The 23,461-nt window shown below is 44.1% G+C and carries 22 protein-coding genes and 2 other annotated features; all 22 genes read right to left on the bottom strand.

Going from position 1 to position 23,461, the window contains the following annotated elements:
- Positions 1-30: 30 nt before the first annotated feature.
- Positions 31-3,588 (bottom strand): DNA-directed RNA polymerase subunit beta, encoded by a 3,558-nt coding sequence (rpoB, locus tag V1502_RS00700; protein ID WP_409252525.1) that lies wholly within the window; start codon positions 3,586-3,588, stop codon positions 31-33.
- Between the two features lie 239 nt (positions 3,589-3,827).
- On the bottom strand, positions 3,828-4,433 hold the full coding sequence (locus tag V1502_RS00695) for a class I SAM-dependent methyltransferase (protein WP_409252524.1): 606 nt from the start codon (positions 4,431-4,433) through the stop codon (positions 3,828-3,830).
- 126 nt (positions 4,434-4,559) lie between these two features.
- Positions 4,560-4,922 carry a 50S ribosomal protein L7/L12 gene (gene rplL, locus V1502_RS00690; protein WP_409252523.1) on the bottom strand — a complete coding sequence of 121 codons (363 nt, stop codon included), beginning with the start codon at positions 4,920-4,922 and terminating at the stop codon, positions 4,560-4,562.
- 63 nt (positions 4,923-4,985) lie between these two features.
- Entirely contained in the window at positions 4,986-5,486 is a 501-nt protein-coding gene (gene rplJ / locus V1502_RS00685) for a 50S ribosomal protein L10 (RefSeq protein WP_409252522.1), read from the bottom strand.
- 44 nt (positions 5,487-5,530) lie between these two features.
- Positions 5,531-5,673: a sequence feature (ribosomal protein L10 leader region), on the bottom strand.
- Positions 5,674-5,731: 58 nt separating this feature from the next.
- Positions 5,732-6,430 (bottom strand): 50S ribosomal protein L1, encoded by a 699-nt coding sequence (rplA, locus tag V1502_RS00680; RefSeq protein ID WP_409252521.1) that lies wholly within the window; start codon positions 6,428-6,430, stop codon positions 5,732-5,734.
- A gap of 121 nt (positions 6,431-6,551) precedes the next feature.
- Positions 6,552-6,977 (bottom strand): 50S ribosomal protein L11, encoded by a 426-nt coding sequence (gene rplK / locus V1502_RS00675; protein ID WP_148941924.1) that lies wholly within the window; start codon positions 6,975-6,977, stop codon positions 6,552-6,554.
- Positions 6,978-7,156: 179 nt separating this feature from the next.
- Complete coding sequence (nusG, locus tag V1502_RS00670) at positions 7,157-7,690, bottom strand: transcription termination/antitermination protein NusG (RefSeq protein WP_409252520.1); 534 nt, start codon at positions 7,688-7,690, stop codon at positions 7,157-7,159.
- A 191-nt stretch (positions 7,691-7,881) separates the two neighbouring features.
- Entirely contained in the window at positions 7,882-8,058 is a 177-nt protein-coding gene (gene secE, locus V1502_RS00665; RefSeq protein WP_113929740.1) for a preprotein translocase subunit SecE, read from the bottom strand.
- An 82-nt stretch (positions 8,059-8,140) separates the two neighbouring features.
- A complete protein-coding gene (rpmG, locus tag V1502_RS00660; protein WP_148941922.1) occupies positions 8,141-8,290 on the bottom strand; it encodes a 50S ribosomal protein L33 in 150 nt (49 codons plus the stop codon).
- 86 nt (positions 8,291-8,376) lie between these two features.
- A complete protein-coding gene (gene sigH, locus V1502_RS00655; RefSeq protein ID WP_409252519.1) occupies positions 8,377-9,030 on the bottom strand; it encodes an RNA polymerase sporulation sigma factor SigH in 654 nt (217 codons plus the stop codon).
- Between the two features lie 68 nt (positions 9,031-9,098).
- Positions 9,099-9,608 (bottom strand): NYN domain-containing protein, encoded by a 510-nt coding sequence (locus V1502_RS00650; protein WP_409252518.1) that lies wholly within the window; start codon positions 9,606-9,608, stop codon positions 9,099-9,101.
- A 6-nt stretch (positions 9,609-9,614) separates the two neighbouring features.
- A complete protein-coding gene (rlmB, locus tag V1502_RS00645) occupies positions 9,615-10,358 on the bottom strand; it encodes a 23S rRNA (guanosine(2251)-2'-O)-methyltransferase RlmB (protein ID WP_409252517.1) in 744 nt (247 codons plus the stop codon).
- Positions 10,358-10,786 (bottom strand): Mini-ribonuclease 3, encoded by a 429-nt coding sequence (locus V1502_RS00640; protein ID WP_409252516.1) that lies wholly within the window; start codon positions 10,784-10,786, stop codon positions 10,358-10,360. The genes rlmB and V1502_RS00640 overlap by 1 nt, the downstream gene beginning before the upstream one ends.
- A gap of 2 nt (positions 10,787-10,788) precedes the next feature.
- Entirely contained in the window at positions 10,789-12,186 is a 1,398-nt protein-coding gene (gene cysS, locus V1502_RS00635) for a cysteine--tRNA ligase (RefSeq protein WP_409252515.1), read from the bottom strand.
- Positions 12,183-12,842, bottom strand: coding sequence for a serine O-acetyltransferase (cysE, locus tag V1502_RS00630; protein WP_409252514.1), 660 nt, complete (start codon positions 12,840-12,842; stop codon positions 12,183-12,185). The genes cysS and cysE overlap by 4 nt, the downstream gene beginning before the upstream one ends.
- A 344-nt stretch (positions 12,843-13,186) precedes the next feature.
- Positions 13,187-13,407 (bottom strand) — a binding site (T-box leader).
- 47 nt (positions 13,408-13,454) lie between these two features.
- On the bottom strand, positions 13,455-14,912 hold the full coding sequence (gene gltX, locus V1502_RS00625) for a glutamate--tRNA ligase (RefSeq protein WP_409252513.1): 1,458 nt from the start codon (positions 14,910-14,912) through the stop codon (positions 13,455-13,457).
- Between the two features lie 746 nt (positions 14,913-15,658).
- The gene (ispF, locus tag V1502_RS00620; protein WP_409252512.1) at positions 15,659-16,141 is read right to left on the bottom strand and encodes a 2-C-methyl-D-erythritol 2,4-cyclodiphosphate synthase; all 483 of its coding nucleotides are present in this window, start codon (positions 16,139-16,141) and stop codon (positions 15,659-15,661) included.
- A gap of 13 nt (positions 16,142-16,154) precedes the next feature.
- Positions 16,155-16,847 (bottom strand): 2-C-methyl-D-erythritol 4-phosphate cytidylyltransferase, encoded by a 693-nt coding sequence (gene ispD / locus V1502_RS00615; protein WP_409252511.1) that lies wholly within the window; start codon positions 16,845-16,847, stop codon positions 16,155-16,157.
- 107 nt (positions 16,848-16,954) lie between these two features.
- Positions 16,955-18,049, bottom strand: a complete 1,095-nt coding sequence (locus V1502_RS00610) for a PIN/TRAM domain-containing protein (protein WP_409252510.1) — start codon at positions 18,047-18,049, stop codon at positions 16,955-16,957.
- Between the two features lie 215 nt (positions 18,050-18,264).
- Positions 18,265-19,338: a DNA integrity scanning diadenylate cyclase DisA gene (gene disA, locus V1502_RS00605; RefSeq protein ID WP_409252509.1), complete on the bottom strand. Its 1,074-nt coding sequence runs from the start codon at positions 19,336-19,338 to the stop codon at positions 18,265-18,267.
- A 4-nt stretch (positions 19,339-19,342) separates the two neighbouring features.
- Complete coding sequence (gene radA / locus V1502_RS00600) at positions 19,343-20,719, bottom strand: DNA repair protein RadA (protein WP_409252508.1); 1,377 nt, start codon at positions 20,717-20,719, stop codon at positions 19,343-19,345.
- A gap of 297 nt (positions 20,720-21,016) precedes the next feature.
- Positions 21,017-23,458, bottom strand: a complete 2,442-nt coding sequence (clpC, locus tag V1502_RS00595) for an ATP-dependent protease ATP-binding subunit ClpC (RefSeq protein WP_409252507.1) — start codon at positions 23,456-23,458, stop codon at positions 21,017-21,019.
- Positions 23,459-23,461: the final 3 nt, after the last annotated feature.

Genomic DNA, 23,461 nt, shown 5'->3' with positions numbered 1-23,461 from the left:
AGGTTCTAACCCTAATTGCCCAGAATCCGATTACTCTTTTGACCCAACTGTTTCGGATTCTTGTTCATCCTTGTCTGCGATATTTAAAGTATCTGCCTGTTGTGATTCCTCTTCATCTTCCAAGTCACGCATTTCGATTTCCTCATCGTTGCTTGAAAGGATCTTAACATCCATACCCAAGCTTTGAAGTTCTTTGATCAATACTTTGAATGATTCAGGGACTCCAGGTTCAGGTACATTTTCACCTTTGACAATCGCTTCATATGTCTTCACACGACCGACAACATCATCAGATTTAACTGTAAGGATTTCTTGCAGTGTATAAGCAGCTCCGTATGCTTCCAGCGCCCATACCTCCATCTCTCCGAAACGCTGTCCGCCGAATTGAGCTTTACCGCCCAATGGCTGCTGCGTAACAAGTGAGTAAGGTCCAGTTGAACGGGCGTGTAGCTTATCGTCAACCATGTGAGCCAGCTTGATCATGTACATGATACCTACTGACACACGATTATCGAATGGTTCACCAGTACGTCCATCGTAAAGAACCGTTTTCGCGTCTCTCGCCATACCTGCTTCTTCAATTGTAGCCCAGACATCTTCCTCACGCGCACCGTCAAATACTGGCGAAGCAACGTGGATTCCCAGATATCTTGCAGCCATACCGAGGTGAAGCTCAAGCACCTGTCCGATATTCATACGTGAAGGAACCCCTAATGGATTCAACATGATATCGATTGGTGTTCCGTCAGGAAGGAACGGCATATCTTCCTCTGGAAGAATACGCGAGATAACACCCTTATTACCATGTCGTCCGGCCATCTTATCTCCTTCAGAAATCTTACGTTTCTGAACGATATACGCACGAACCAGTTGGTTTACACCTGGAGGAAGTTCATCTCCGTCTTCACGGTTGAAGACTTTGACATCCAGGACGATACCGCCGCCGCCATGAGGCACACGAAGAGAAGTGTCGCGCACTTCACGTGCTTTTTCACCAAAGATGGCATGAAGCAGCCTTTCTTCTGCAGTAAGTTCCGTTACACCTTTAGGCGTCACTTTACCAACTAGAAGATCGCCGTCTTTTACTTCGGCACCGACACGGATGATTCCGCGTTCATCGAGATTGCGAAGCGCGTCTTCACCGACATTCGGGATATCTCTTGTAATTTCTTCCGGTCCGAGTTTTGTATCTCTGGATTCAGACTCATATTCTTCAATATGGATGGAAGTATAAACGTCATCTTTTACAAGACGTTCGCTCATGATGATCGCATCTTCATAGTTATAACCGTCCCAAGTCATGAAACCAACCATGACGTTGCGTCCAAGAGCAAGTTCACCTTTTTCCATTGAAGGTCCATCAGCAAGAATTTCACCTTTTGTAACCCTGTCGCCTTCACTTACGATCGGACGCTGGTTGTAACAAGTTCCTTGGTTGGAACGGATGAATTTCTGCATTCTGTATTTATCTAGATCGCCTTTTACTTCCTGGCCATCAATTTCTTTGATTTGGCGTACCCAAACTTGTTTTGCTTCTACACGTTCTACGATACCTTCATGCTTACAGATGACTGCAGCACCAGAATCCTTAGCGGAAACGTGTTCCATCCCCGTACCTACAATAGGGGACTCAGGATTCATCAATGGCACAGCCTGTCTCTGCATGTTCGCTCCCATAAGGGCACGGTTCGAGTCATCGTTTTCAAGGAAAGGAATACATGCTGTCGCAGCAGACACTACCTGTTTCGGCGATACATCCATATAGTCGATGCGTTCACGCTTAACAACTGTGTTCTCACCACGGAAACGTGCAATGACTTCCTCGTCAAGGAATGAGCCATCGTCGCTCAGGCGGGCATTCACCTGTGCCACAACATAGTTATCTTCCTCATCCGCAGTCAAGTAATCCATACGGTTCGTTACCTTGCCTGTATCAGGGTCGACACGGCGGTAAGGAGTTTCAATGAAACCGAAACGGTTCACTTTTGCAAAAGAAGATAATGAGTTGATCAATCCGATGTTCGGACCCTCCGGCGTTTCGATCGGACACATACGACCATAGTGGGAGTAGTGAACGTCACGTACTTCAAAGCCTGCACGCTCACGAGTGAGACCACCAGGTCCCAATGCCGATAGACGTCTCTTATGAGTCAGTTCAGCAAGCGGGTTTGTTTGGTCCATGAACTGTGATAGCTGTGAACTTCCGAAGAACTCCTTAATAGAAGCAATAACCGGTCTGATATTAATCAATTGCTGCGGAGTGATTGTGTTGGCATCCTGAATGGACATCCTTTCACGAACCACACGCTCCATACGGGAAAGACCGATTCTGAATTGGTTTTGAAGCAATTCGCCAACAGAACGAAGACGTCTGTTTCCTAAATGGTCGATATCGTCCGTATCACCGACTCCGTGAAGCAGGTTAAAGAAGTAACTGATAGAAGAAATGATATCAGCAGGTGTAATGTGCTTGATTTCTTCTTCTACAAAAGCGTTACTGATAACATTGATCTCTTTCTCTCCCTCTTCATTAGGAGAGTAGATTTTAATAGACTGAAGAACTACATCTTCTTCCAAAACCCCGCCTGATTGCTGATAGGTTTTGAAGCCGATGCCGTTTTCCAAGTAAGGAATGATCTTATCAAGGGCACGACGGTCAAGCACTGTACCCTTCTCAGCTACAATTTCACCTGTTTCCGGATCTGCCAGCGTTTCCGCAAGAGTCTGTCCGAAAAGACGGTTTTTGATGTGCAGCTTTTTATTCATTTTGTAGCGGCCTACATTTGCCAGATCATATCTCTTAGGATCAAAGAAACGTGAAACTAATAGACTCTTTGCATTTTCAACTGTAGGCGGTTCACCCGGACGAAGGCGCTCATAGATTTCAAGAAGCGCTTTCTCAATACCCTCTGTGTTATCCTTTTCAAGTGTATTGCGGATATATTCATTATCACCAATCAGATCGATGATTTCTTGATCAGACCCAAACCCAAGTGCACGCAAAAGAACCGTGACCGGTAATTTACGTGTGCGGTCAATACGCACATGCACTACATCTTTCGCATCTGTTTCATATTCCAGCCACGCACCGCGGTTTGGAATAACGGTAGCAGTGAAGCCTTTCTTGCCGTTTTTGTCCATTTTGCCGCTGAAGTAGACACTAGGCGAACGGACAAGCTGTGATACAATAACGCGCTCGGCCCCATTGATCACAAATGTTCCCGTATCCGTCATTAACGGAAAATCACCCATAAATACATCTTGGTCCTTAACTTCGCCGGTTTCCTTGTTTAACAAACGGACCTTTACCCTTAACGGCGCTGAATATGTTACATCTCGCTCTTTTGATTCTTCCACCGAGTATTTAGGCTCTCCAAGGCTGTAGTCAATAAACTCCAAGGAAAGATTACCAGTGAAGTCCTCAATCGGAGAAATGTCGCGAAACATCTCTCTTAATCCCTCATCAAGAAACCATTGATAGGAGGATGTTTGAATTTCGATTAAATTTGGTAAATCTAATACTTCACTGATACGCGCAAAACTTCTGCGTTGGCGGTGTCGTCCATACTGAACTAGTTGACCTGTCAACTGATTCACCCCTCAAATCAAACGTTTTGGTTGCCTCTATAGGTCTTAAAGCAGCACAACCACTCTACCATAAGACAAAAAGAAAAAGGGTTTTACTCCATAAAACCTCATTTTCCACATAACGAGCTATTATTTTATAATCTTTTCCAAAAAATCCAGCATTTATACATATGGACATAATTCCGGAAAATAATATTTTTGCATTTTATAATACTAACATAGCCCCTATGTTACGTCAATTAATTTTCTTTTACGGATTTTAAAATCTGGTAGCCTTTTTTCTTGGCTGCCACTTCCGCATTTCCGTAAACTTGTTCCATCTTTTTCTGTGCTGAAGCTGCACCTTGCTTTTTCTGAATGACAACCCACAATTCGCCGCCGGCATTCAGATGGTTATAGCTGTCTTCCAAAATTTCATGAACAACCGTCTTTCCTGCACGGATAGGCGGGTTTGTCAAAATCGCTGAAAAATTTTTCTCACTGACATTTTCAAAACAGCTGCTTTCATAAATATATACATTCGATATTTCATTATTGCGCGCATTTTCCTTCGCAAGACCAAGCGCTCTTTCGTTAACATCGACCATATGCACCGAGCGATCCGGAAAGGTTTTTGCCATCGTGAGTCCGACCGGTCCATACCCGCAGCCCACATCAAGTAAGGGGCCCTTGATTTCATTTTCCTTAAAAGCTTCGATCAATAAACGGGAACCAAAGTCAACTTCACTCTTCGAAAAAACACCCTGATCTGTCTTCAAACGGAATTTATAATTTCTTAATACTGCCTCTATTGTCTGAGGATCACTTTCCACCTCAGGTGTACGGGAATAATAATGATTTGTCATCAAAAGCCTCCCTTTTCGAAGTGTTCAGGTACTTACCGCAATACATCCTGTAGTTACATGCTCGTTATTTCAACCAACAGAACAAAAAAGCCCGCTATATAAGCGAGCTTTTAAATCTGCCGTGAATTACTTAACTTCTACGCCAGCTCCAACTTCTTCAAGCTTAGCTTTAAGCTCTTCAGCTTCCTCTTTAGAAACGCCTTCTTTAAGAGGTTTTGGAGTGTTATCAACAAGTTCTTTCGCTTCTTTAAGACCAAGGCCTGTGATTTCACGAACAACTTTGATAACTTTGATTTTTTGAGAACCAGCGCTCTCAAGAACAACGTCGAATTCAGTTTTTTCTGCAGCAGCGTCTCCACCAGCAGCAGCACCCATTGCTACAGGAGCAGCAGCAGTTACACCAAATTCTTCTTCAATAGCTTTTACAAGATCGTTTAATTCAAGAACAGACATTTCTTTGATAGCATCGATAATTTGCTCTTTACTCATTTTAAATTTCCTCCTATATTATATGATTAATTTGTTGTTTGTTTTGCAAGTTAACTTGCAGGATTAAGCGCCTTGCTCTTCTTTTTGGTCCGCAACTGCTTTCGTCGCCAACGCGAAGTTGCGCATTGGTGCTTGAAGCACGCTGAGAAGCATAGAAAGAAGACCTTCGCGAGATGGAAGTTCAGCGATTGCTTTAACTTCTTCAACAGAAGTGACTGTGCCTTCGATGATACCCGCTTTGATTTCAAGAGCTTCGTGTTCCTTAGCGAAGTTATTAAGGATCTTCGCTGGAGTCACAACCTCTTCTGTACTGAACGCAATCGCGTTCGGTCCAGTCAATACTTCATTTAATCCTTCGAAACCAGCTGCTTCAGCCGCACGACGTGTCATTGTATTTTTGTATACTTTGAAGTCGATGCCAGCTTCACGCAATTGTTTACGAAGTTCAGTAACCTCAGATACGTCTAATCCACGGTAATCTACGATGATAGTAGATACACTGTTTTTCATCTTATCCGAGATTTCTTCAACGATTTGTTTCTTTTGTTCAAGAATGCTGCTCATCATTACACCTCCTGTAGATTTCTGATGAACATTCATACCGGTCTATCACAATAAAAATGCCTCCATATCGTTAATAGACATGAAGGCATTGCATACGAATTCCTGAAGAATCGTTATATCGCAATTACCTCGGCAGGATTTTAAGCGTTGCAGCCCCTGCTGTCTACGGTACAAATGTTATTTATTTTTTAACAACAGAATGAATTATATAACACCCAATCTGTTAAGTCAATATCAATTTGAAATTATTTTACAGCGAAAGTTGAAGGATCTACTTTTACTCCAGGACCCATTGTTGAAGTAACAGATACGTTCTTCACATAAGTTCCTTTTGCAGCAGCCGGCTTAGCTTTAAGCATTGTGTCGTACATTGTTGTGAAGTTCTCAACAAGCTTGTCAGTATCGAATGATACCTTACCGATTGGAACATGTACGTTACCAGCTTTATCAGCGCGGTATTCTACTTTACCTGCTTTGATTTCGTTAACTGCTCTTTCAACATCGAATGTTACAGTTCCTGTTTTAGGGTTCGGCATTAAACCTTTTGGTCCAAGTACACGTCCAAGTTTACCAACTTCACCCATCATGTCAGGTGTAGCAACGATAACATCGAATTCGAACCAACCTTGGTTGATTTTCGCGATTAGATCTGCATCGCCTACGAAGTCAGCTCCAGCAGCTTCTGCTTCTTTTGCTTTTTCACCTTTAGCGAATACAAGAACTTTTTGAGTTTTACCAGTTCCGTGTGGAAGTACAACTGCTCCACGGATTTGCTGGTCGTTTTTACGAGTGTCTACTCCAAGACGGAAAGCCACTTCTACTGATGCATCAAACTTAGCGAAGTTTGTCTTTTTCACTAGTTCAACTGCTTCTGTTACAACGTATGCTTGAGAGCGGTCAACTAGCTTTTGAGCTTCAAGATACTTTTTACCTTTTTTAGCCATAATTATTTCCTCCTAGATTGTGGTTTTAGCGGAATAACCTCCCACGAATAAAGGTTGCGAGTGAAACAATCATTTCATCATCGCAACCTCGTCCAACATGCACATTCAACTAAACACGGTATTAGTCTTCGATGACAATACCCATGCTGCGCGCAGTACCTTCAACCATTAACATAGCCGCTTCTACGCTTGCAGCGTTTAAGTCAGGCATTTTTGTTTCAGCGATTTCACGTACTTTGTCACGCTTAACCGTTGCAACTTTGTTACGGTTTGGTTCACCGGAACCTGACTCGATGCCAGCTGCTTTCTTAAGTAAAACGGCAGCAGGCGGAGTTTTAGTGATGAATGTAAATGAACGGTCTTCAAATACCGAAATTTCAACAGGGATAATCAAGCCAGCTTGATCAGCTGTGCGAGCATTAAACTCCTTACAGAATCCCATGATATTAACACCAGCCTGACCAAGTGCTGGACCAACCGGCGGCGCTGGATTCGCTTTACCAGCAGGGATTTGCAACTTAACAACTTTAACTACTTTTTTAGCCACGAGACACACCTCCTTAAAGTCCGTGATGTGGTAATAGGGCCAGTATTGCCCTCCCACTCATTTAGAAAATGTCTTTATCAACATAAAGAACTTAATTTGTAGTACAGCAGTCTCTCGCGGAGACAGACTGACTTATGAAATATTATCACTTTTCAAAAGTAATTTCAAGTTCTTTTAAGTTATAATTTATCGATTTGTGTAAACTCCAACTCTACCGGTGTTTCACGTCCGAACATATTCACGAGTACTTTCACTTTCGCTTTAGCTGTATCGATCTCTTCAATCGAGCCGGTGAAATTGGCAAAAGGACCCTCTGTGACTGTCACAGTTTCCCCAAGTTCAAAGTTCACATCGACTTTCTTCTCCACCATTCCCATTTGCTTCAGGAGCGTGTTCACTTCTTCAGGAAGAAGCGGTGTCGGTTTCGAACCAGAGCCGGTCGATCCCACGAAGCCCGTTACTCCAGGTGTGTTGCGTACAACATACCATGAGTCATCGGTCATGACGATTTCTACAATAACATAACCAGGGAACACTTTCTTTTTAACTACTTTTTTCTTGCCGTTCTTCACTTCTGTTTCTTCTTCTTCAGGCACGACCACTCGGAAGATCTTGTCTTGCATTCCCATTGATTCAACACGTTTTTCCAAGTTTGCTTTTACTTTATTCTCGTATCCTGAGTAAGTATGAACCACATACCAGTTCTTCTCCATTTGTTAGGACTTAATGTCCGTCCCTCCTCTATATATCATAATCAACTTTTTCGCCCAAATGAAAAAACCCGGTTTAAACGGGTTCCTAGAAGTTTTGCGCTATTAAATGTCATTATACCATGAATACTGTCTCTATATACAATGCATTCTGCATTTCTCTATTATTATCAGCTTTTATAAAACAAAAAGTTTTATCTGCCAGGAATAAGACGGATGAGTTCAGAAATCCCCAAATCAATAACTGTAAAGAAAAGTGCAACAAAAATAACAGTAGAAATGACAGTGATTGTGTAACGAGTAAGCTCCTTGCGTTTCGGCCAGCTTACCTTTTTCATCTCTGATGAGACATTGCTAAAGAATTTGAACATCTGTTGTTACCTCCAACTTGTATATATCACCGGGCGTCTATTAATCTGGAACCAGCTCCAGCGGCGGCTTCCGCTTTTTATATCACTTTGTTTCTCTATGGACTGTGTGGGCATTGCATGTACTGCAAAACTTTTTTAACTCTAATCTATCCTGCTTTCCGCTTCTATTATTGGGAGCGGTATAGTTCCGGGAACCACATTCATTGCAAGCTAAAATAAGCTTGTTGCTCATAAATCTCACCTGCTGTGTTTTATACTAATTAAGTCCTATTCAAAATAACATGGCGGTGTCCCTGTGTCAATATGGTCCCGGAAGCCTTAAAGGGTGATCTCCCTTACTTCCAGATACCTTTCGAGCTTCCGTTTGACTCTCTGCAAAGCATTATCGATCGATTTCACATGGCGGTTTAATTCTTCCGAGATTTCCTGATATGACTGCCCGTCAAGGTAAAGGGATAACACTTTCCTTTCAAGGTCGCTCAACAGTTCGGCCATCTTACCTTCCATACTGTCAAATTCTTCCCTGTTGATGATCAGTTCTTCCGGATTGGTAATCTTGGCACCTGTTATGACATCCAGAAGGGTCCTGTCCGATTCTTCGTCATAAATGGGCTTGTCCAAAGATACGTACGAATTCAATGGAATATGCTTTTGACGTGTAGCTGTTTTGATGGCGGTGATGATTTGCCTGGTAATGCAGAGTTCGGCAAACGCTTTAAAAGAAGTCAGCTTGTCCTCTTTGTAGTCGCGTATCGCTTTGTAAAGGCCAATCATGCCTTCTTGCACAATATCTTCTTTATCCGCGCCAATAAGAAAGTAAGACCTCGCTTTGGCTCTCACAAAATTCCGATATTTTTTTATAAGAAAATCCAGCGCTTCACTTTCTCCCTTGTGAACCATGTCAATCACGGCTTCATCGTCCATCGTCTCTAGTAGAGCTTTCAGTTCTCCTGTGCTGCTGTGAATGTCCACACATATCCCCCTCGCACAAACAATAGATAGAAATATTATACAGCACTGTTTTTGTAAGCGTCAACAGCTCATTGTTGGCCTCTGCGCCATTTTTCAAAAATTTCTGCCACTTCTTCGGTAAGGGTTATCTTGGCTGAAGGCTTTCGCTCCGTCGTTTTCTTAACATTTCTTTCTATCTTTTTTTGAATGGTCTGCATCTCATTAAAAAGTTCGCGGGCCGATTTTCTCAAAGCACCCTGACCGAAAATCGCCCACTGTTCAGTAAAGTCGGAGGTAGCAACATAAATTTGGGTTTTTATATTATTGAGCTCGATCGCCAGCTTCTCAATTCTTTCATCCGCCGTCTCGTTTTCTCTTGTATAAAACACATCCACTTTATAATTCTTATATTCCCTGCCAATCCCAGAAACATATTGAGCATCGAATACAACAATGACTCTGTAACCGGTATAGCCTTGATACTCTGCCATACATTCCACCAGGCGGTCCCTGGCCTCAGCAAGGTCTTTATTCTTCAAATCCCTGAGCTCCGGCCAGGCACCAATAATGTTGTAGCCATCTACGAGGAGAATGTCCATCTTATCTTACTCTCCCAAAGGATGGCGTTTGCGATAGACCTCATACATCAGAATGCTGGCTGCGACAGATGCATTCAACGATGTCACGTGTCCAACCATAGGCATCTTAATAAGAAAATCACATTTATCTCTTATTAAACGGCCAATACCTTTCCCTTCACTGCCGATAACAAGGCAGATCGGCAACGTTCCATCCAGCCTGCGGTAGTCATCCGCGCCCTTCGCATCAGTGCCCGCTACCCAGATGCCTTTTTCCTTCAGTTCATCAATGGTCTGGGCCAAATTGGTGACACGCGCTACAGGAATATGCTCAATCGCCCCCGTTGATGCTTTCGCCACTGTTGCCGTAAGTCCGACCGCTCTTCTCTTTGGAATGATGATCCCATGTACCCCCGAAGCATCAGCCGTCCGCATGATTGATCCGAGGTTGTGCGGATCTTCAAGCTCATCCAACATTAAAAAGAATGGTGTCTCACCACTTTTTTCCGCTCTGGCATACAGCTCGTCCATATCTGCGTATTGATAAGCTGCCACCGAGGCGACCACTCCCTGATGGTTTTCCTTAACCATTCCTTCGATTTTCTGCTTGGGTACAAATTGGATCAGGACTTTGTTTTCTTTTGCAAGCGAGATGATCTGCCCCATCGATCCTTTTTGCGAGCCTTCCGCAATCCAAATTTTATTTATATCCCTGCCTGATTTAAGTGCTTCTATTACAGGATTTCTCCCTGCTATAAATTCATTGCTCATCATGATCCTCCTTTCTGGTCTGTGTTCATATTATCTTCAAGTACCATATTTATCAGTTCTTCCAGACGGTCTTTCCTGTTTTGCAGAAACAAATAACCGATTAGCGCTTCAAAAGCCGTACTGTACCGGTAAGTTTGAACATCTGTGTTCTTCGGGATTGTGCCGGATTTGGCATTGCGGCCTCTTCGTACAATCGCCTGCTCTTCCTCCGACAGCAATTCCCGATCTGATATCACTTTAAGTGCCGCTGCCTGTGCCTTTGCTGAAACATAACCTGTCGCAGCCCGGTGCAGCTGATTTGGTTTTACCCTGCCTGACTGAAGAAGGAACTGCCGTACATACGTTTCATATACGGCATCCCCCATATAAGCCAGCGCAAGTGCGTTCATTTGTTTGGCATCTATCTTTTCATTTTGCTGATATAACATGGTCATCCTCTTTTCCAGCGTGTTCCCTGAGCCGTATCTTCAAGGACGATATTCATGTCTTTCAACTTATCGCGCAGCTCATCAGCCAGCTGGAAGTTACGATCTTTGCGGGCCTGGTTGCGCTGGTTGATCATTTCCTCGATTTCTTCATCGAGCAGCTCGGTTTCTTCAAGCTTCAGCCCAAGTACGCCGAAAAATTCCTGGAAGTGCTTCATGAATGCCTCGATCACGAACACCGATGTGTTCTTTTCCATAAGATAATAGTTCGCCTGCCTTGATAATTCGAAAAGGACAGAAATACCGTTGGCTGTATTAAAATCATCGTCCATATCAATGATGAACTGGCTCTTCAATGCGGCAATCTTTTCAATCCACTCTTCATTGTTGTCAGCCAGCTCTGCAGAAACCTCTTTCCTGTGTTTCAGGTTCTCATAAGACGTTTTCAAGCGGTCCAATCCCGTCTTGGCATTTTCAAGGAGCTCAAGATTATAGTTGATCGGGTGGCGGTAGTGAACAGATAACATGAAAAATCTCAGTACTTGAGGATCCTGCTCTTTTATAATGTCATGGACAAGGACAAAGTTCCCAAGTGATTTCGACATCTTTTCGTTATCGATGTTGATGTAGCCGTTATGCATCCAATAACGGGCAAATGTCTTGTCATTTAACGCTTCTGACTGGGCAATTTCATTTTCATGATGCGGGAAAGCCAAGTCTTGACCTCCTGCATGAATATCGATTGTTTCTCCTAAATATTTCTTTGCCATTGCAGAGCACTCGATATGCCAGCCCGGCCTTCCTTGTCCCCATGGACTCTCCCAGAAGATTTCCCCTTCTTTCGCCGCTTTCCAAAGTACAAAGTCCAGCGGGTCTTCCTTTTTGTCACCTGCCTCGATTCTTGCTCCCACCTTCAATTCATCAATCGATTGATGGGAAAGCTTACCGTAACCCTCGAATTTCCTGGTTCTATAATAGACATCGCCCTGGGATTCATAAGCATATCCTTTATCAACCAAAGCCTGGATAAAATCGATGATAATGTCCATATTCTCCGTAACCCGTGGATGGACATCGGCTCTTTGGCATCCAAGTGCCTCCGTGTCTTCATGGTAAGCCGCGATGAAACGGTCTGCAATGGCCGGGACATCTTCTCCAAGTTCATTTGCGGCTTTGATTAATTTATCATCCACATCCGTGAAATTGGAGACAAAATTAACATCATATCCTCTGTATTCGAAATACCGATGAACAGTATCAAATACAATCGCCGGGCGGGCATTTCCTATATGAATATAATTGTAAACCGTCGGTCCGCAGACATACATCTTCACCTTGCCTTCTTCGAGCGGTTTGAATTCTTCTTTTCTTCTTGTGAGAGTATTGAAAATTTTAATTGTCATCTTTGCCTGATATCCCCTTTCGTTTGCACTTCTTTAAGCCTTTCTTTTAGTGACAGTATCTGTTTTTCCAGGTCATTGCACCGGTCTGCCACCGGATCAGGAAGATCAGTGTGATTGAAATCTTTCTCTTTCACCTTCACGCCGTCCTGTATGACGACCCTGCCGGGAATACCGACCACCGTCGAATTGGGCGGGACATCTTTCAGGACCACCGAGCCGGCCCCTATCTTAGAATTTTCCCCAACAATTATGGAACCTAGTACTTTTGCGCCAGTTGCCACCAATGCATTATCCTTGATCGTCGGGTGACGTTTTCCTTTTTCTTTTCCCGTACCACCCAACGTGACACCTTGGAAGATTGTTACGTTATCACCAATCTCACACGTTTCCCCTATGACAACACCCATTCCGTGATCGATGAAAAACCGTCTGCCGATTACTGCTCCAGGGTGTATCTCAACCCCTGTGAAAAAACGGCTTAACTGGGATATCACTCTTGCCATGAAATAAAATTTGCGTTTATAAAATGCGTGGGCAAGTCTGTGCCCCCAAATGGCATGCAATCCTGAATAAGTCAGGATGACTTCCAAAGCATTTCGTGCTGCCGGATCCTGGTCAAAAACGGTTTGGATATCTTCTTTAAGACGTTTGAACATTTGAGTTTCCTCCTTTCCTTTTATTCCTATTCTCTGAACTGGAGAATAAAGTGACTGGTTTTAAGACTTTATAATTACTCACATTGAAAGTATTACTTAGCTGTTACTAAAGGTTATTCATAAAAAATAATTTTCCAAAAGAGGGATGTTTGTTATTAGGTAGGTTGATTGGAGCGGAAGGATGTGTGACTCCTGCGGGATTAGCGTGACAGGTGAGACCCCGCAGGCAAAGCCGAGGAGGCTCACCGCACGCCCCGCGGAGTCGCACATCCTGGAGCGGAAATCAACCAACACATTTCAGTGTGAAACAAAGCTTACAAATACAAAAAACGCCTCTGTCCTAAGACAGAGACGCTTTCGGCGCGGTTCCACTCTGTTTGGGTAAAAAGGTAGTTTTTTCCCCAACTTTAACCCTTGTAACGGAAGGAAACCGCCTTTACATACTATTTTCAATAAAGGACTCAGAGGTGCATTTCAAAAAACGAGAGGCTTAAACCACTTTCAGCCGGTGATGGTTCTCTCTGAAAAGCTTCATTTTTTTACTTCTCCTCATCAACACTTTTTCTTATTCGGTTTGTAGTACTTTTAATATATTACAAATCTGCGCAAATGTTAACCCAAAAGACTCTGGATTCGATGTTTTACTTTATCTTTCCCTAAAAGTTCAATGGCATTCGGCAGCTCCGGGCCATGAGTCTGACCTGTTACAGCGGCACGTATAGGCATGAAAAGCTTCTTTCCTTTATGTCCGGTAGACTTTTGAACCGCTTTGATTGATTTTTTGATTTCTGCCGCTTCGTAATTTTCAAGCTGATCGATTTCGTTTACGAAAGCCCGCAGCACTTCCGGTACCTGCTCTTCGGAAAGAACCTCTTTTGCATCCGGATCATAGGAAATATCCTTTTTAAAGAACATTTCCGACAGTTCAACAATTTCAGCACCATAGCTCATTTGCTCCTGATACAAGGCAATCACTTTGCGTGCCCACTCTTTTTCTTCTTCAGAAGGATTCCCGCTGATTTTACCCGCCTTTTCTAAATGAGGCATCGCCAATGAAGCTACTTCATCCAAATCAAGATTCTTCATATATTGGTTGTTCACCCAGAGCAGCTTTTGTTTATCAAACACTGCCGGTGATTTAGACAAGCGTGCAGGATCAAAGATTTCAATGAACTGCTCCTTACTGAACAGCTCTTCCTCCCCTTTTGGAGACCAGCCCAACAGAGCAATAAAGTTAAACAGCGCTTCCGGCATATAGCCAAGCTCTTCGTATTGTTCAATGAATTGGATGATCGTTTCATCACGCTTGCTCAACTTTTTACGGTTTTCATTTACAATCAAAGTCATATGACCGTATACAGGCGGTTCCCATCCAAATGCTTCAAAAACCATTAACTGCTTAGGCGTATTGGATATGTGGTCATCCCCTCTAAGCACATGAGTGATTTTCATTAGATAGTCATCAACCGCTACCGCAAAGTTATATGTTGGGATGCCATTTTTCTTAACGATGACGAAATCACCGATTCCATCCGACTCAAATGAAACATCATCTTTCACGATATCATTGAACTTATAAACTTTTCCAGCTGGCACCTTGAAACGGATGCTAGGCTGGCGGCCTTCACCAGCAAGTTTCTCCTGCTCAGCTTGGGATAGATTGGCACACTTGCCGGAATATCTCGGCATCTCGCCTTTCGCCTGCTGTGCTTCACGCTCTGCTTCCAGCTCTTCTTCCGTACAATAGCATTTATATGCCAGGCCTTTATCTAAAAGCTCTTGATAATACTTGCTGTAGATATGGTTTCGTTCTGACTGGCGGTATGGTCCATATTCGCCGCCTTTATCCACGCTTTCATCCCAGTCTATTCCAAGCCATTGCAAGTATTTAAGCTGGCTTTCTTCTCCGCCTTCAATATTTCGTTTTTCGTCTGTATCTTCAACCCTGATAATGAACTTTCCACCGGTATTTCGGGCAAAAAGGTAGTTGAAGAGCGCTGTTCTGGCATTACCGATATGTAAATGTCCTGTTGGACTCGGAGCATAACGCACTCTGATTTCGTTTGTCATGAGTATTTCCTCCTCGATTCTCAGTATCTCTGCAATATTTTATCACCGTTGGGTAGATGAATAAAGCTATATTGTTGTTCTGCTCGTAAATATGGTGAACATTACTCTTCTCATTAGGCATGGTTTTATAAACCGTTTAAGAAAATTCCGTTGATTTCCGCTGCAGGTGCCCGACTCCGCGGGGCGGGCGGTGAACTAAAAAGCGGAAGCGGCCGATCAGCGACGTACAGATTTTAGGGCTCTCGCATGAGATAAAGGAATCACGAAGAGCTTTAGCGATTCGATGATGACTTATCGCAAGAAGAGAGACCGAAATCTGCTAGTCGCTGGCCGCTGAAGCTGGATTGGCCTCCTCGGCTGCGCCTCCGGGGTCTCACCTGTCATCAAAAGTGGAAGCACCCTGATCAGCCCCGACAGGCAAATGTTCCGAAGAGAATAAAAGGTGTTCTTCCCTTTTATTCTCTTAGGGTTATTTGATCCCGAGGGGCTGGGTGCTGGAACTGGACGTCCCGCTAGTCCCGCAGGAGGTCGTACACCTTCCGCTCCAATCATGAATAGAAAGGTAGGTTTAGTAGTGCAGGACTAACACCTTTTTATAAATGATAATTTTACTTTTAAAAAGGGCTTAGCGGTGGTGAATTTTGCGCTGCATGATACTGATCACAGTCATCCTATTTAAATAATTATCATAAGCCTAGATGACCGACAGCCAAGAAATCCTTTAATACCATGCCTTCTATTCCGTTTTATTGAGTTGATTTAACAACCAGCACGGTAGCCTGCGCGGCGATTCCTTCCCCACGCCCTGTGAATCCGAGTTTTTCTGATGTGGTTGCTTTCACATTCACCTGGGAAATATCCGCTTCCAATAGTTCTGCGATTACTTCCCTCATTTGTGGGATATAAGGGGCCATTTTAGGCATTTGCGCAATGATCGTGCAATCGATATTAGCCAATTCATAACCTTCCTCTTTTACAAGATTCCAAACGTGGCTTAAAAGTTTCCCTGAATCTGCATCCTTGAACTCAGGGTCTGTATCAGGGAAGTGTTTCCCGATATCTCCTCCGGCTATGGTGCCGAGGCACGCATCCGCTACCGTGTGCAGGAGCACATCCGCATCGGAATGGCCAAGCAGTCCCTTTTCATAAGGGATGGTAATTCCCCCGATGATGAGCGGCCTTCCTTCCGTTAATTGATGCACATCAAAACCTTGTCCAATCCTGAACATGACTAACTTCCTTTCAATTCTGATTTTGCCTTCTCTTTGCGAGGATAGCCTCTGCAAAATATAAGTCCTCCGGCGTGGTTATCTTAATATTATCATAGTCACTTTCCACAATCCCGACTTCCTCACCCAGCCGTTCCACGAGCGAAGCATCATCTGTTCCTGTAAAACCTTCCAATTCCGCTTTTATGTGGGCATCCATCAAAAGCTGCATATGAAAAGCCTGCGGAGTCTGAACTTGCCACAAGCTTGAACGCTCTATCGTCTCTTCCACTATACCGTCCGCCGCTCTCTTAATTGTATCCTTTACAGGGGCAGCCGCTATTGCCGCGCCTCTTAATATGGCTTGTTGCACCAACTCTTTTATTACATTACGGGCGATAAACGGACGGGCACCATCATGAACAAGGACTATCTTAGCATCTTGAATTGTTTGGAGTGCATTATATACACTATCCTGGCGCTCTTTCCCACCAATAGCCATTTTCTTCAGCTTAGATATGCCATATCTCTCGGCAAGCTCTTCCAGCGTTTCCTTATCCCCGGGATGCACTGCAAGTATGATTTCTTCACAATCAGGATCTTCCTCAAATACTTCCAACGTATGAATGAGGATCGGCCGCCCCTCAAGTTCCAGCAGCAGTTTATTTTTTCCGGCTTTCATTCTTTTCCCCTGCCCTGCCGCCGGGATGATCACCTGGTATTTCATATGTAAACTCCTATCTCCCTCAGACTGATAAAAAGGCGGTGACAGAACTCTCTCTCAGAGTACATTAGCCACCGCCGGTTTACCATGCTGTTATTTATAATTATCGTTTATAAGGCCTTTTCCAATTGCTTCGGCTTGGCAAAAATCATTCGGCCGGCAGAAGTTTGAAGAACACTTGTGACCAGTACGTCGATGCTCTTTCCAATATAGTTCCTGCCTTCCTCGACAACGATCATTGTACCGTCATCAAGGTAGGCAATGCCCTGCTTCTGCTCTTTTCCATCTTTGATGACCTGGACGCGCAACTCTTCACCAGGCAGAACGACAGGTTTGACCGCATTCGCCAAATCATTGATATTTAATACCTGCACGCTTTGCAAATCACATACTTTATTTAAATTGAAGTCATTCGTGACGACAATTCCATTCGTAATCTTAGCCAGCTTCACCAGCTTGCTGTCCACTTCCTGGATCTCCTCAAAGTCCCCTTCATAAATCTGGACTTCAATCGGCAGTTCTTTCTGGATACGGTTCAGGATATCAAGTCCGCGCCTTCCACGGTTACGCTTTAATACATCTGAGGAGTCCGCGATATGCTGAAGTTCTTCCAGGACGAACTGGGGAATCACGATAATTCCTTCCAGGAATCCGGTTTGGCAGATATCCGCGATGCGTCCGTCGATGATCACGCTCGTATCAAGAATCTTAAGTGTCTTCTCCGGAGCCTCGACCTCATCATCCGCGCCTTTCTTTTTCCCTTTTTCTTTATTTCCCATAGAGAAAAGATTGATGAGTTCATCCCTTTTCTTGAAACCTACCTGGAATCCAAGGTATCCAAGCAGCAAGGTAAGCAGGATCGGCACGACTGTGTTAACAATCGGGATCTGCATTGAATTGAATGGAATGCCGAAGAGATAAGCTACAAACAATCCGAGAATCAAACCTAAGCTTCCAAACAAGATATCGGTTACCGGTGCCTTGACCAGCGAATCTTCAAACCACTTAATAAAATTCTCTACGTACTTAACTGCCCAGAAAGTTAATATATAAAAAATAATAGCTCCTAATATGGCAGTTATATAAGGGTTGTTTAACAACGGTTCATCTGACAAATTCATTAATTTCAGTAAATCGGGAAGAAGAAAAATCCCTAATGTCCCCCCAAGTATAAGGAAACATGCTTGAACGATTCTCTTTAACATCCCCTCACCTCCTCCTACTCATTATAAACAATTTCCTATTTTTGAAACGTACTAAATCGCAATATTTTTTGAATGTAACTAAAAAGAAACACTTTTGTTATATTAGTATAATGGCTCATGCACCAGCCTTTGAAAAAAGGCTAACACTTAATCATGGGGGTGTCAATTTTAAAAAAGTAATATTTTAACATTAATTCAAATACACGACAAATGTCCTACAACTGCCTGTCTGCAAACGTCTGTTCCCTGATCAACTTCAATCCCTGTTTTATTTTGCGGGCCCTTACTTCCCCAATTCCTTCAACATCATCCAGTGCCTCTACATCCGCTTTCAAGATATTTGGCAGGATCTCAAAATTGGTCACAAGATTTTCGATGATGACAATCGGCAACCTTGGAATCTTATTCAGCACCCTGTAACCGCGCGGGCAAACACCATCATCCAAATGAATATATCCGTTATAACCAAGCAATTTCAAGAGCACCGTATCATCCAGCACCTCAGAATGCACCAATTCCTGGAACTTATGCAGAACATCAAATGGCTTTATATTCCGGGCGTGTGAATAATCCCTTATGATCAGCATCGCTTCCTCTTCGATGTCTGATAGCAGTTCATTCATCTGCAGCCTGATCAGCCTTCCTTCTGTTCCCAGTTCGCTCAAATACGTTAAAAGTTCGTTTTTGATCCGTAGGACCATCTCGAACCGGTGCAGCACTTGCAGCAAATCACTGTATGTGATGAGTTCTTCGAATTCCAGGACAGAAAGGTTTGAAATACTTTGATCCAGCACTACCTTATACTTCTCCAATGTCTGGATCGCCTGGTTTGCTTTTGTCAGGATATTTGAGATATCTTTCAAGGCATATCTGAAGTTGCCCTGATACAGAGTAATGACGTTTCTTCTCTGAGAAATGGCAATAACCAGGCATTTTGTCTGCTTGGCTACACGTTCGGCGGTCCGGTGCCTCATACCGGTTTCAGAAGAAGGTACAGTGGCATCCGGTGCCAGCTGTGCATTGGCCAGAATAATCTTTGTGCCTGAATCATTCAAGATGATGGCTCCATCCATTTTCGCCAGCTCATATAGATAACTCGGCGAAAATACACTATTAATATGGAAGCCGCCGTCCACTAATGATTTCACTTTTTCATTGTAACCAATGACGATAAGTCCCCCGGTATTTGCTCTCAGCACATTGTCGATCCCTTCCCTGAGCGGTGACCCCGGAGCGACAAACTGCAGGATATCGGACATCGACTTATCCTGTACCTTCTTCTCATTCATGTACTTATCCTCCTAAAATTTGCTTCAGCGCTTCGTTGATATTTTTTACACCGACGATTTCAATACCGGACGGTGCTTTCCACCCCCCGATGTTATTAGCAGGAATAATGACCCTTTTAAAACCTAGTTTTGCCGCTTCCTGTACACGCTGTTCGATTCTGGATACCCTGCGTATTTCACCTGTCAGCCCGACTTCCCCGATAATACAGTCAAACGGATCGGACGTCTGGTCCCTGAAGCTGGAAGCAATGGATGCCGCAACTGCAAGATCAATGGCAGGTTCATCAAGCTTCACGCCGCCGGCAACCTTCAAATAAGCGTCCTGGTGCTGCAGCAGAAAGCCGGCACGCTTTTCCAAAACAGCCATGATCAACGAAACTTTGCTGTGATCTAATCCAGTTGCCATCCTGCGGGGATTATTGAAACTTGTCGGGGTGACAAGGGCCTGGATCTCAACGAGTACAGGTCTTGTACCTTCCATAGAAGCGACAACGGTAGACCCGGCAGCCCCCTGCGACCTTTCTTCAAGGAAAATCTCTGAAGGATTGGCGACTTCCTCAAGCCCCAGTTCTTTCATTTCAAAGATTCCCATTTCATTGGTCGAGCCAAACCGGTTTTTGACAGCTCTAAGGATTCTATAGGCATGGTGCCTCTCACCCTCGAAATAGAGGACTGTATCAACCATGTGTTCCAGCAGTCGCGGGCCTGCGATCGATCCCTCTTTTGTAACATGCCCGACAATAAATATCGCAATTCCTTTTGTTTTGGCTATTCTCATTAACTCTGCTGTACATTCCCTTACCTGGGAAACACTTCCGGGAGCGGATGTCACTTCCGGATGGAAGATCGTTTGAATGGAATCGACAATGACAAATTCAGGAGCAAGCTCTTCAATAGTGCCATGGATGGCTTCTAAATTGGTTTCTGCATATATATAAAGATCGTCCGCTTTGATGGCCAAACGGTCTGCTCTAAGCTTTGTCTGTTTAATGGATTCCTCGCCGGATATATATAGAACTTTGTGTTTACCCTCTGCTAATTGAGATGAAACCTGCAGCAGTAAAGTTGACTTACCGATACCGGGATCTCCGCCGATCAGAATAAGAGAACCGGGAACAACTCCTCCTCCAAGCACCCTGTTCAACTCTCCAGAATCTGTCTCTACTCTTGGTTCCTGCCTGGATTCAATCGATATAAGTTTTTCAGCTTTTGAAGGTCCCTGTTGTACCGAATGCTTAAAGGCACCCCTTGGTTGTTTCCCTGTAATCTCTACTTCTTCGACCATCTTATTCCACTCTGAACAGCCAGGACATCTGCCCATCCATTTTGCTGATTCATAGCCGCAAGATTGACACATAAACTTTGTTTTCTTTTTAGCCAACTGTATTACCTCTCTCTTCTATATCTATGTGAATTATTTTATTGAAATACTACTTTAGGGAACATCGTATACTTTTTTGAAGGAAGGTGACAAAAATAAGAGGGAAAATAAAACAAACCGGACATTAGTTTCATTGACACCCCCGGGGAAAGTGGCAACTGGCCGTATCTCACCAGGCTTGGTTAAAAAATGAAAAAAGGCAAGCCAAGAGCAGCCCTTATCCAGATGACGGCCCTGCATGACAGCAGAGCCTCCATCAAGGAGTAAGAATGACTGCTCTTGATTGCTTTACCTTAATTATGAAGATGTATTCGTTGTCTCTTTCATCCGGACAGTGAATTCATTCTCTTCTACATCAATGACAATATTCTGACCTGTCAAGACCGTGCCTCTCAACAGCTCTTCAGAAAGACGGTCTTCGATATGCTTCTGGATCGCACGGCGTAATGGACGGGCCCCGTATTCTGGATCAAAGCCTTCATCGGCAATCTTCTCTTTAGCTGCGTCTGTGAGTTCTAAGGAGATATCCTGTTCTTTCAGTCTATTTGTCAATTGATCAGACATCAATGTCACAATTTCTTTCAGATGGGCTTTTTCAAGAGAATGGAAGACGATGATTTCATCGATACGGTTCAGGAATTCCGGACGGAAAGCCCTCTTCAGCTCCTCCATCACTTTTCCTTTCATATCTTTATAATCCTGTTCACCATCCTGGATGTTAAAGCCGACATGTTTATTCTTTTTCAGTGAGTCCGCCCCTACGTTTGACGTCATGATAAGGACGGTATTCCTGAAGTCGACTGTACGGCCTTTACTGTCAGTCAGGCGCCCGTCTTCCAGGACTTGAAGCAGGATATTGAATACATCAGGATGTGCTTTCTCGATTTCATCAAGCAGGATGACTGAATATGGCTTTCGGCGTACCTTTTCTGTAAGCTGGCCGCCTTCATCATATCCTACATAACCCGGAGGCGAACCGACAAGGCGTGAAGTCGAGTGTTTTTCCATATACTCTGACATATCAATCCTGATCATCGCTTCCTCGTCACCGAACATAGATTCAGCTAGTGCCCTGGCCAATTCTGTTTTACCAACACCCGTAGGTCCAAGGAAAACGAATGAGCCGATCGGCCTCTTCGGATCTTTCAAGCCGGCTCTTGCTCTTCTTACTGCTTTTGATACAGCCTTCACTGCCTCATCCTGGCCGATGACACGGGAGTGAAGGATTTCTTCCAGCTTAAGAAGTTTATCCGTTTCGGTCTGAGCCAGCTTGCTGACAGGGATGCCGGTCCAGCTGGAGACGACTTTTGCAATATCTTCGACGGTTACTTCCGTATTCTCCTGACCCTGCTTTTCTTTCCAGGTTTTCTTAGTTTCTTCAAGTTCTTCCCGCAAGCGCTGTTCCGTATCTCTCAGGGAAGCGGCTTTTTCAAATTCCTGACTCTGGACTGCTGCATCTTTCTCTTTCCTGATCTCTTCCAGCTTCACTTCCAGCTCTTTCAGATTAGGAGGGGTCGTATACGAGCGCAGCCTCACCTTGGAACCCGACTCATCAATAAGGTCGATGGCTTTATCCGGCAGGAAACGGTCTGAAATGTAGCGGTCTGATAGCTTGACTGCCGCTTCAATGGCTTCATCCGTGATGGACACACGGTGGTGCGCTTCATAACGGTCACGAAGCCCTTTAAGGATTTGAATTGATTCATCTGTTGTCGGCTCATCAACCTGGATTGGCTGGAATCTTCTTTCCAATGCAGCATCTTTTTCAATATATTTACGGTACTCATCAAGCGTCGTCGCACCGATACATTGTAATTCGCCGCGAGCCAGCGACGGCTTCAGTATATTGGATGCATCGATTGCACCTTCCGCTCCGCCTGCACCGATCAATGTGTGAAGCTCATCAATGAAGAGGATGATATTACCGGCCTGGCGGATTTCATCCATGACCTTTTTAAGGCGGTCTTCAAATTCCCCACGGTACTTAGTCCCCGCTACAACTGTCCCCATATCCAACGTCATCACGCGTTTATCGCGAAGGATTTCAGGCACCTCATTATTGACAATCTGCTGCGCCAGTCCTTCGGCAATCGCTGTTTTACCGACACCGGGCTCACCGATCAATACCGGGTTGTTCTTTGTTCTTCTGCTGAGTACTTCAATCACACGTTGAATTTCTTTGCTTCTTCCGATCACCGGATCAAGGCTGTCTTCTCTTGCAATAGCTGTCAGGTCTCTTGCAAGACTGTCCAACGTCGGTGTGTTGGCATTTGTGTTAGTGCCGCCCTGATGGCCGTTCGACTCATTGCTGCCGAGCAGCTGAAGAACCTGCTGTCTTGCTTTATTCAGGCTGACCCCTAGATTATTCAATACACGGGCCGCTACACCTTCTCCTTCTCTGATCAAACCAAGCAGGATATGCTCTGTCCCAACATAAGAGTGGCCGAGCTTTCTCGCTTCATCCATTGAAAGTTCAATCACCTTTTTCGCTCTCGGTGTATAATGGATCGTCTGGGAATTTTCTTTACCTTTCCCGATCAGGCTTTCCACTTCTTTCTGAATTTTATCCGGGCTCAGTCCAAGGGCAGCCAATCCTTTCGCTGCAATCCCTTCACCCTCACGCACCAATCCTAAAAGGATATGTTCTGTTCCAATGTTGCTGTGAGATAATCGGATTGCCTCTTCCTGTGCTAAAGCAAGAACCTTCTGAGCTCTTTCAGTAAATCTGCCAAACATCATATT

The organism is Rossellomorea sedimentorum, from assembly GCF_046237645.1.
GTDB lineage: Bacteria > Bacillota > Bacilli > Bacillales > Bacillaceae_B > Rossellomorea > Rossellomorea sedimentorum.
Note: the sequence above shows the minus strand (reverse complement) of the source record. Positions and strands in the feature narration are given on the sequence as shown.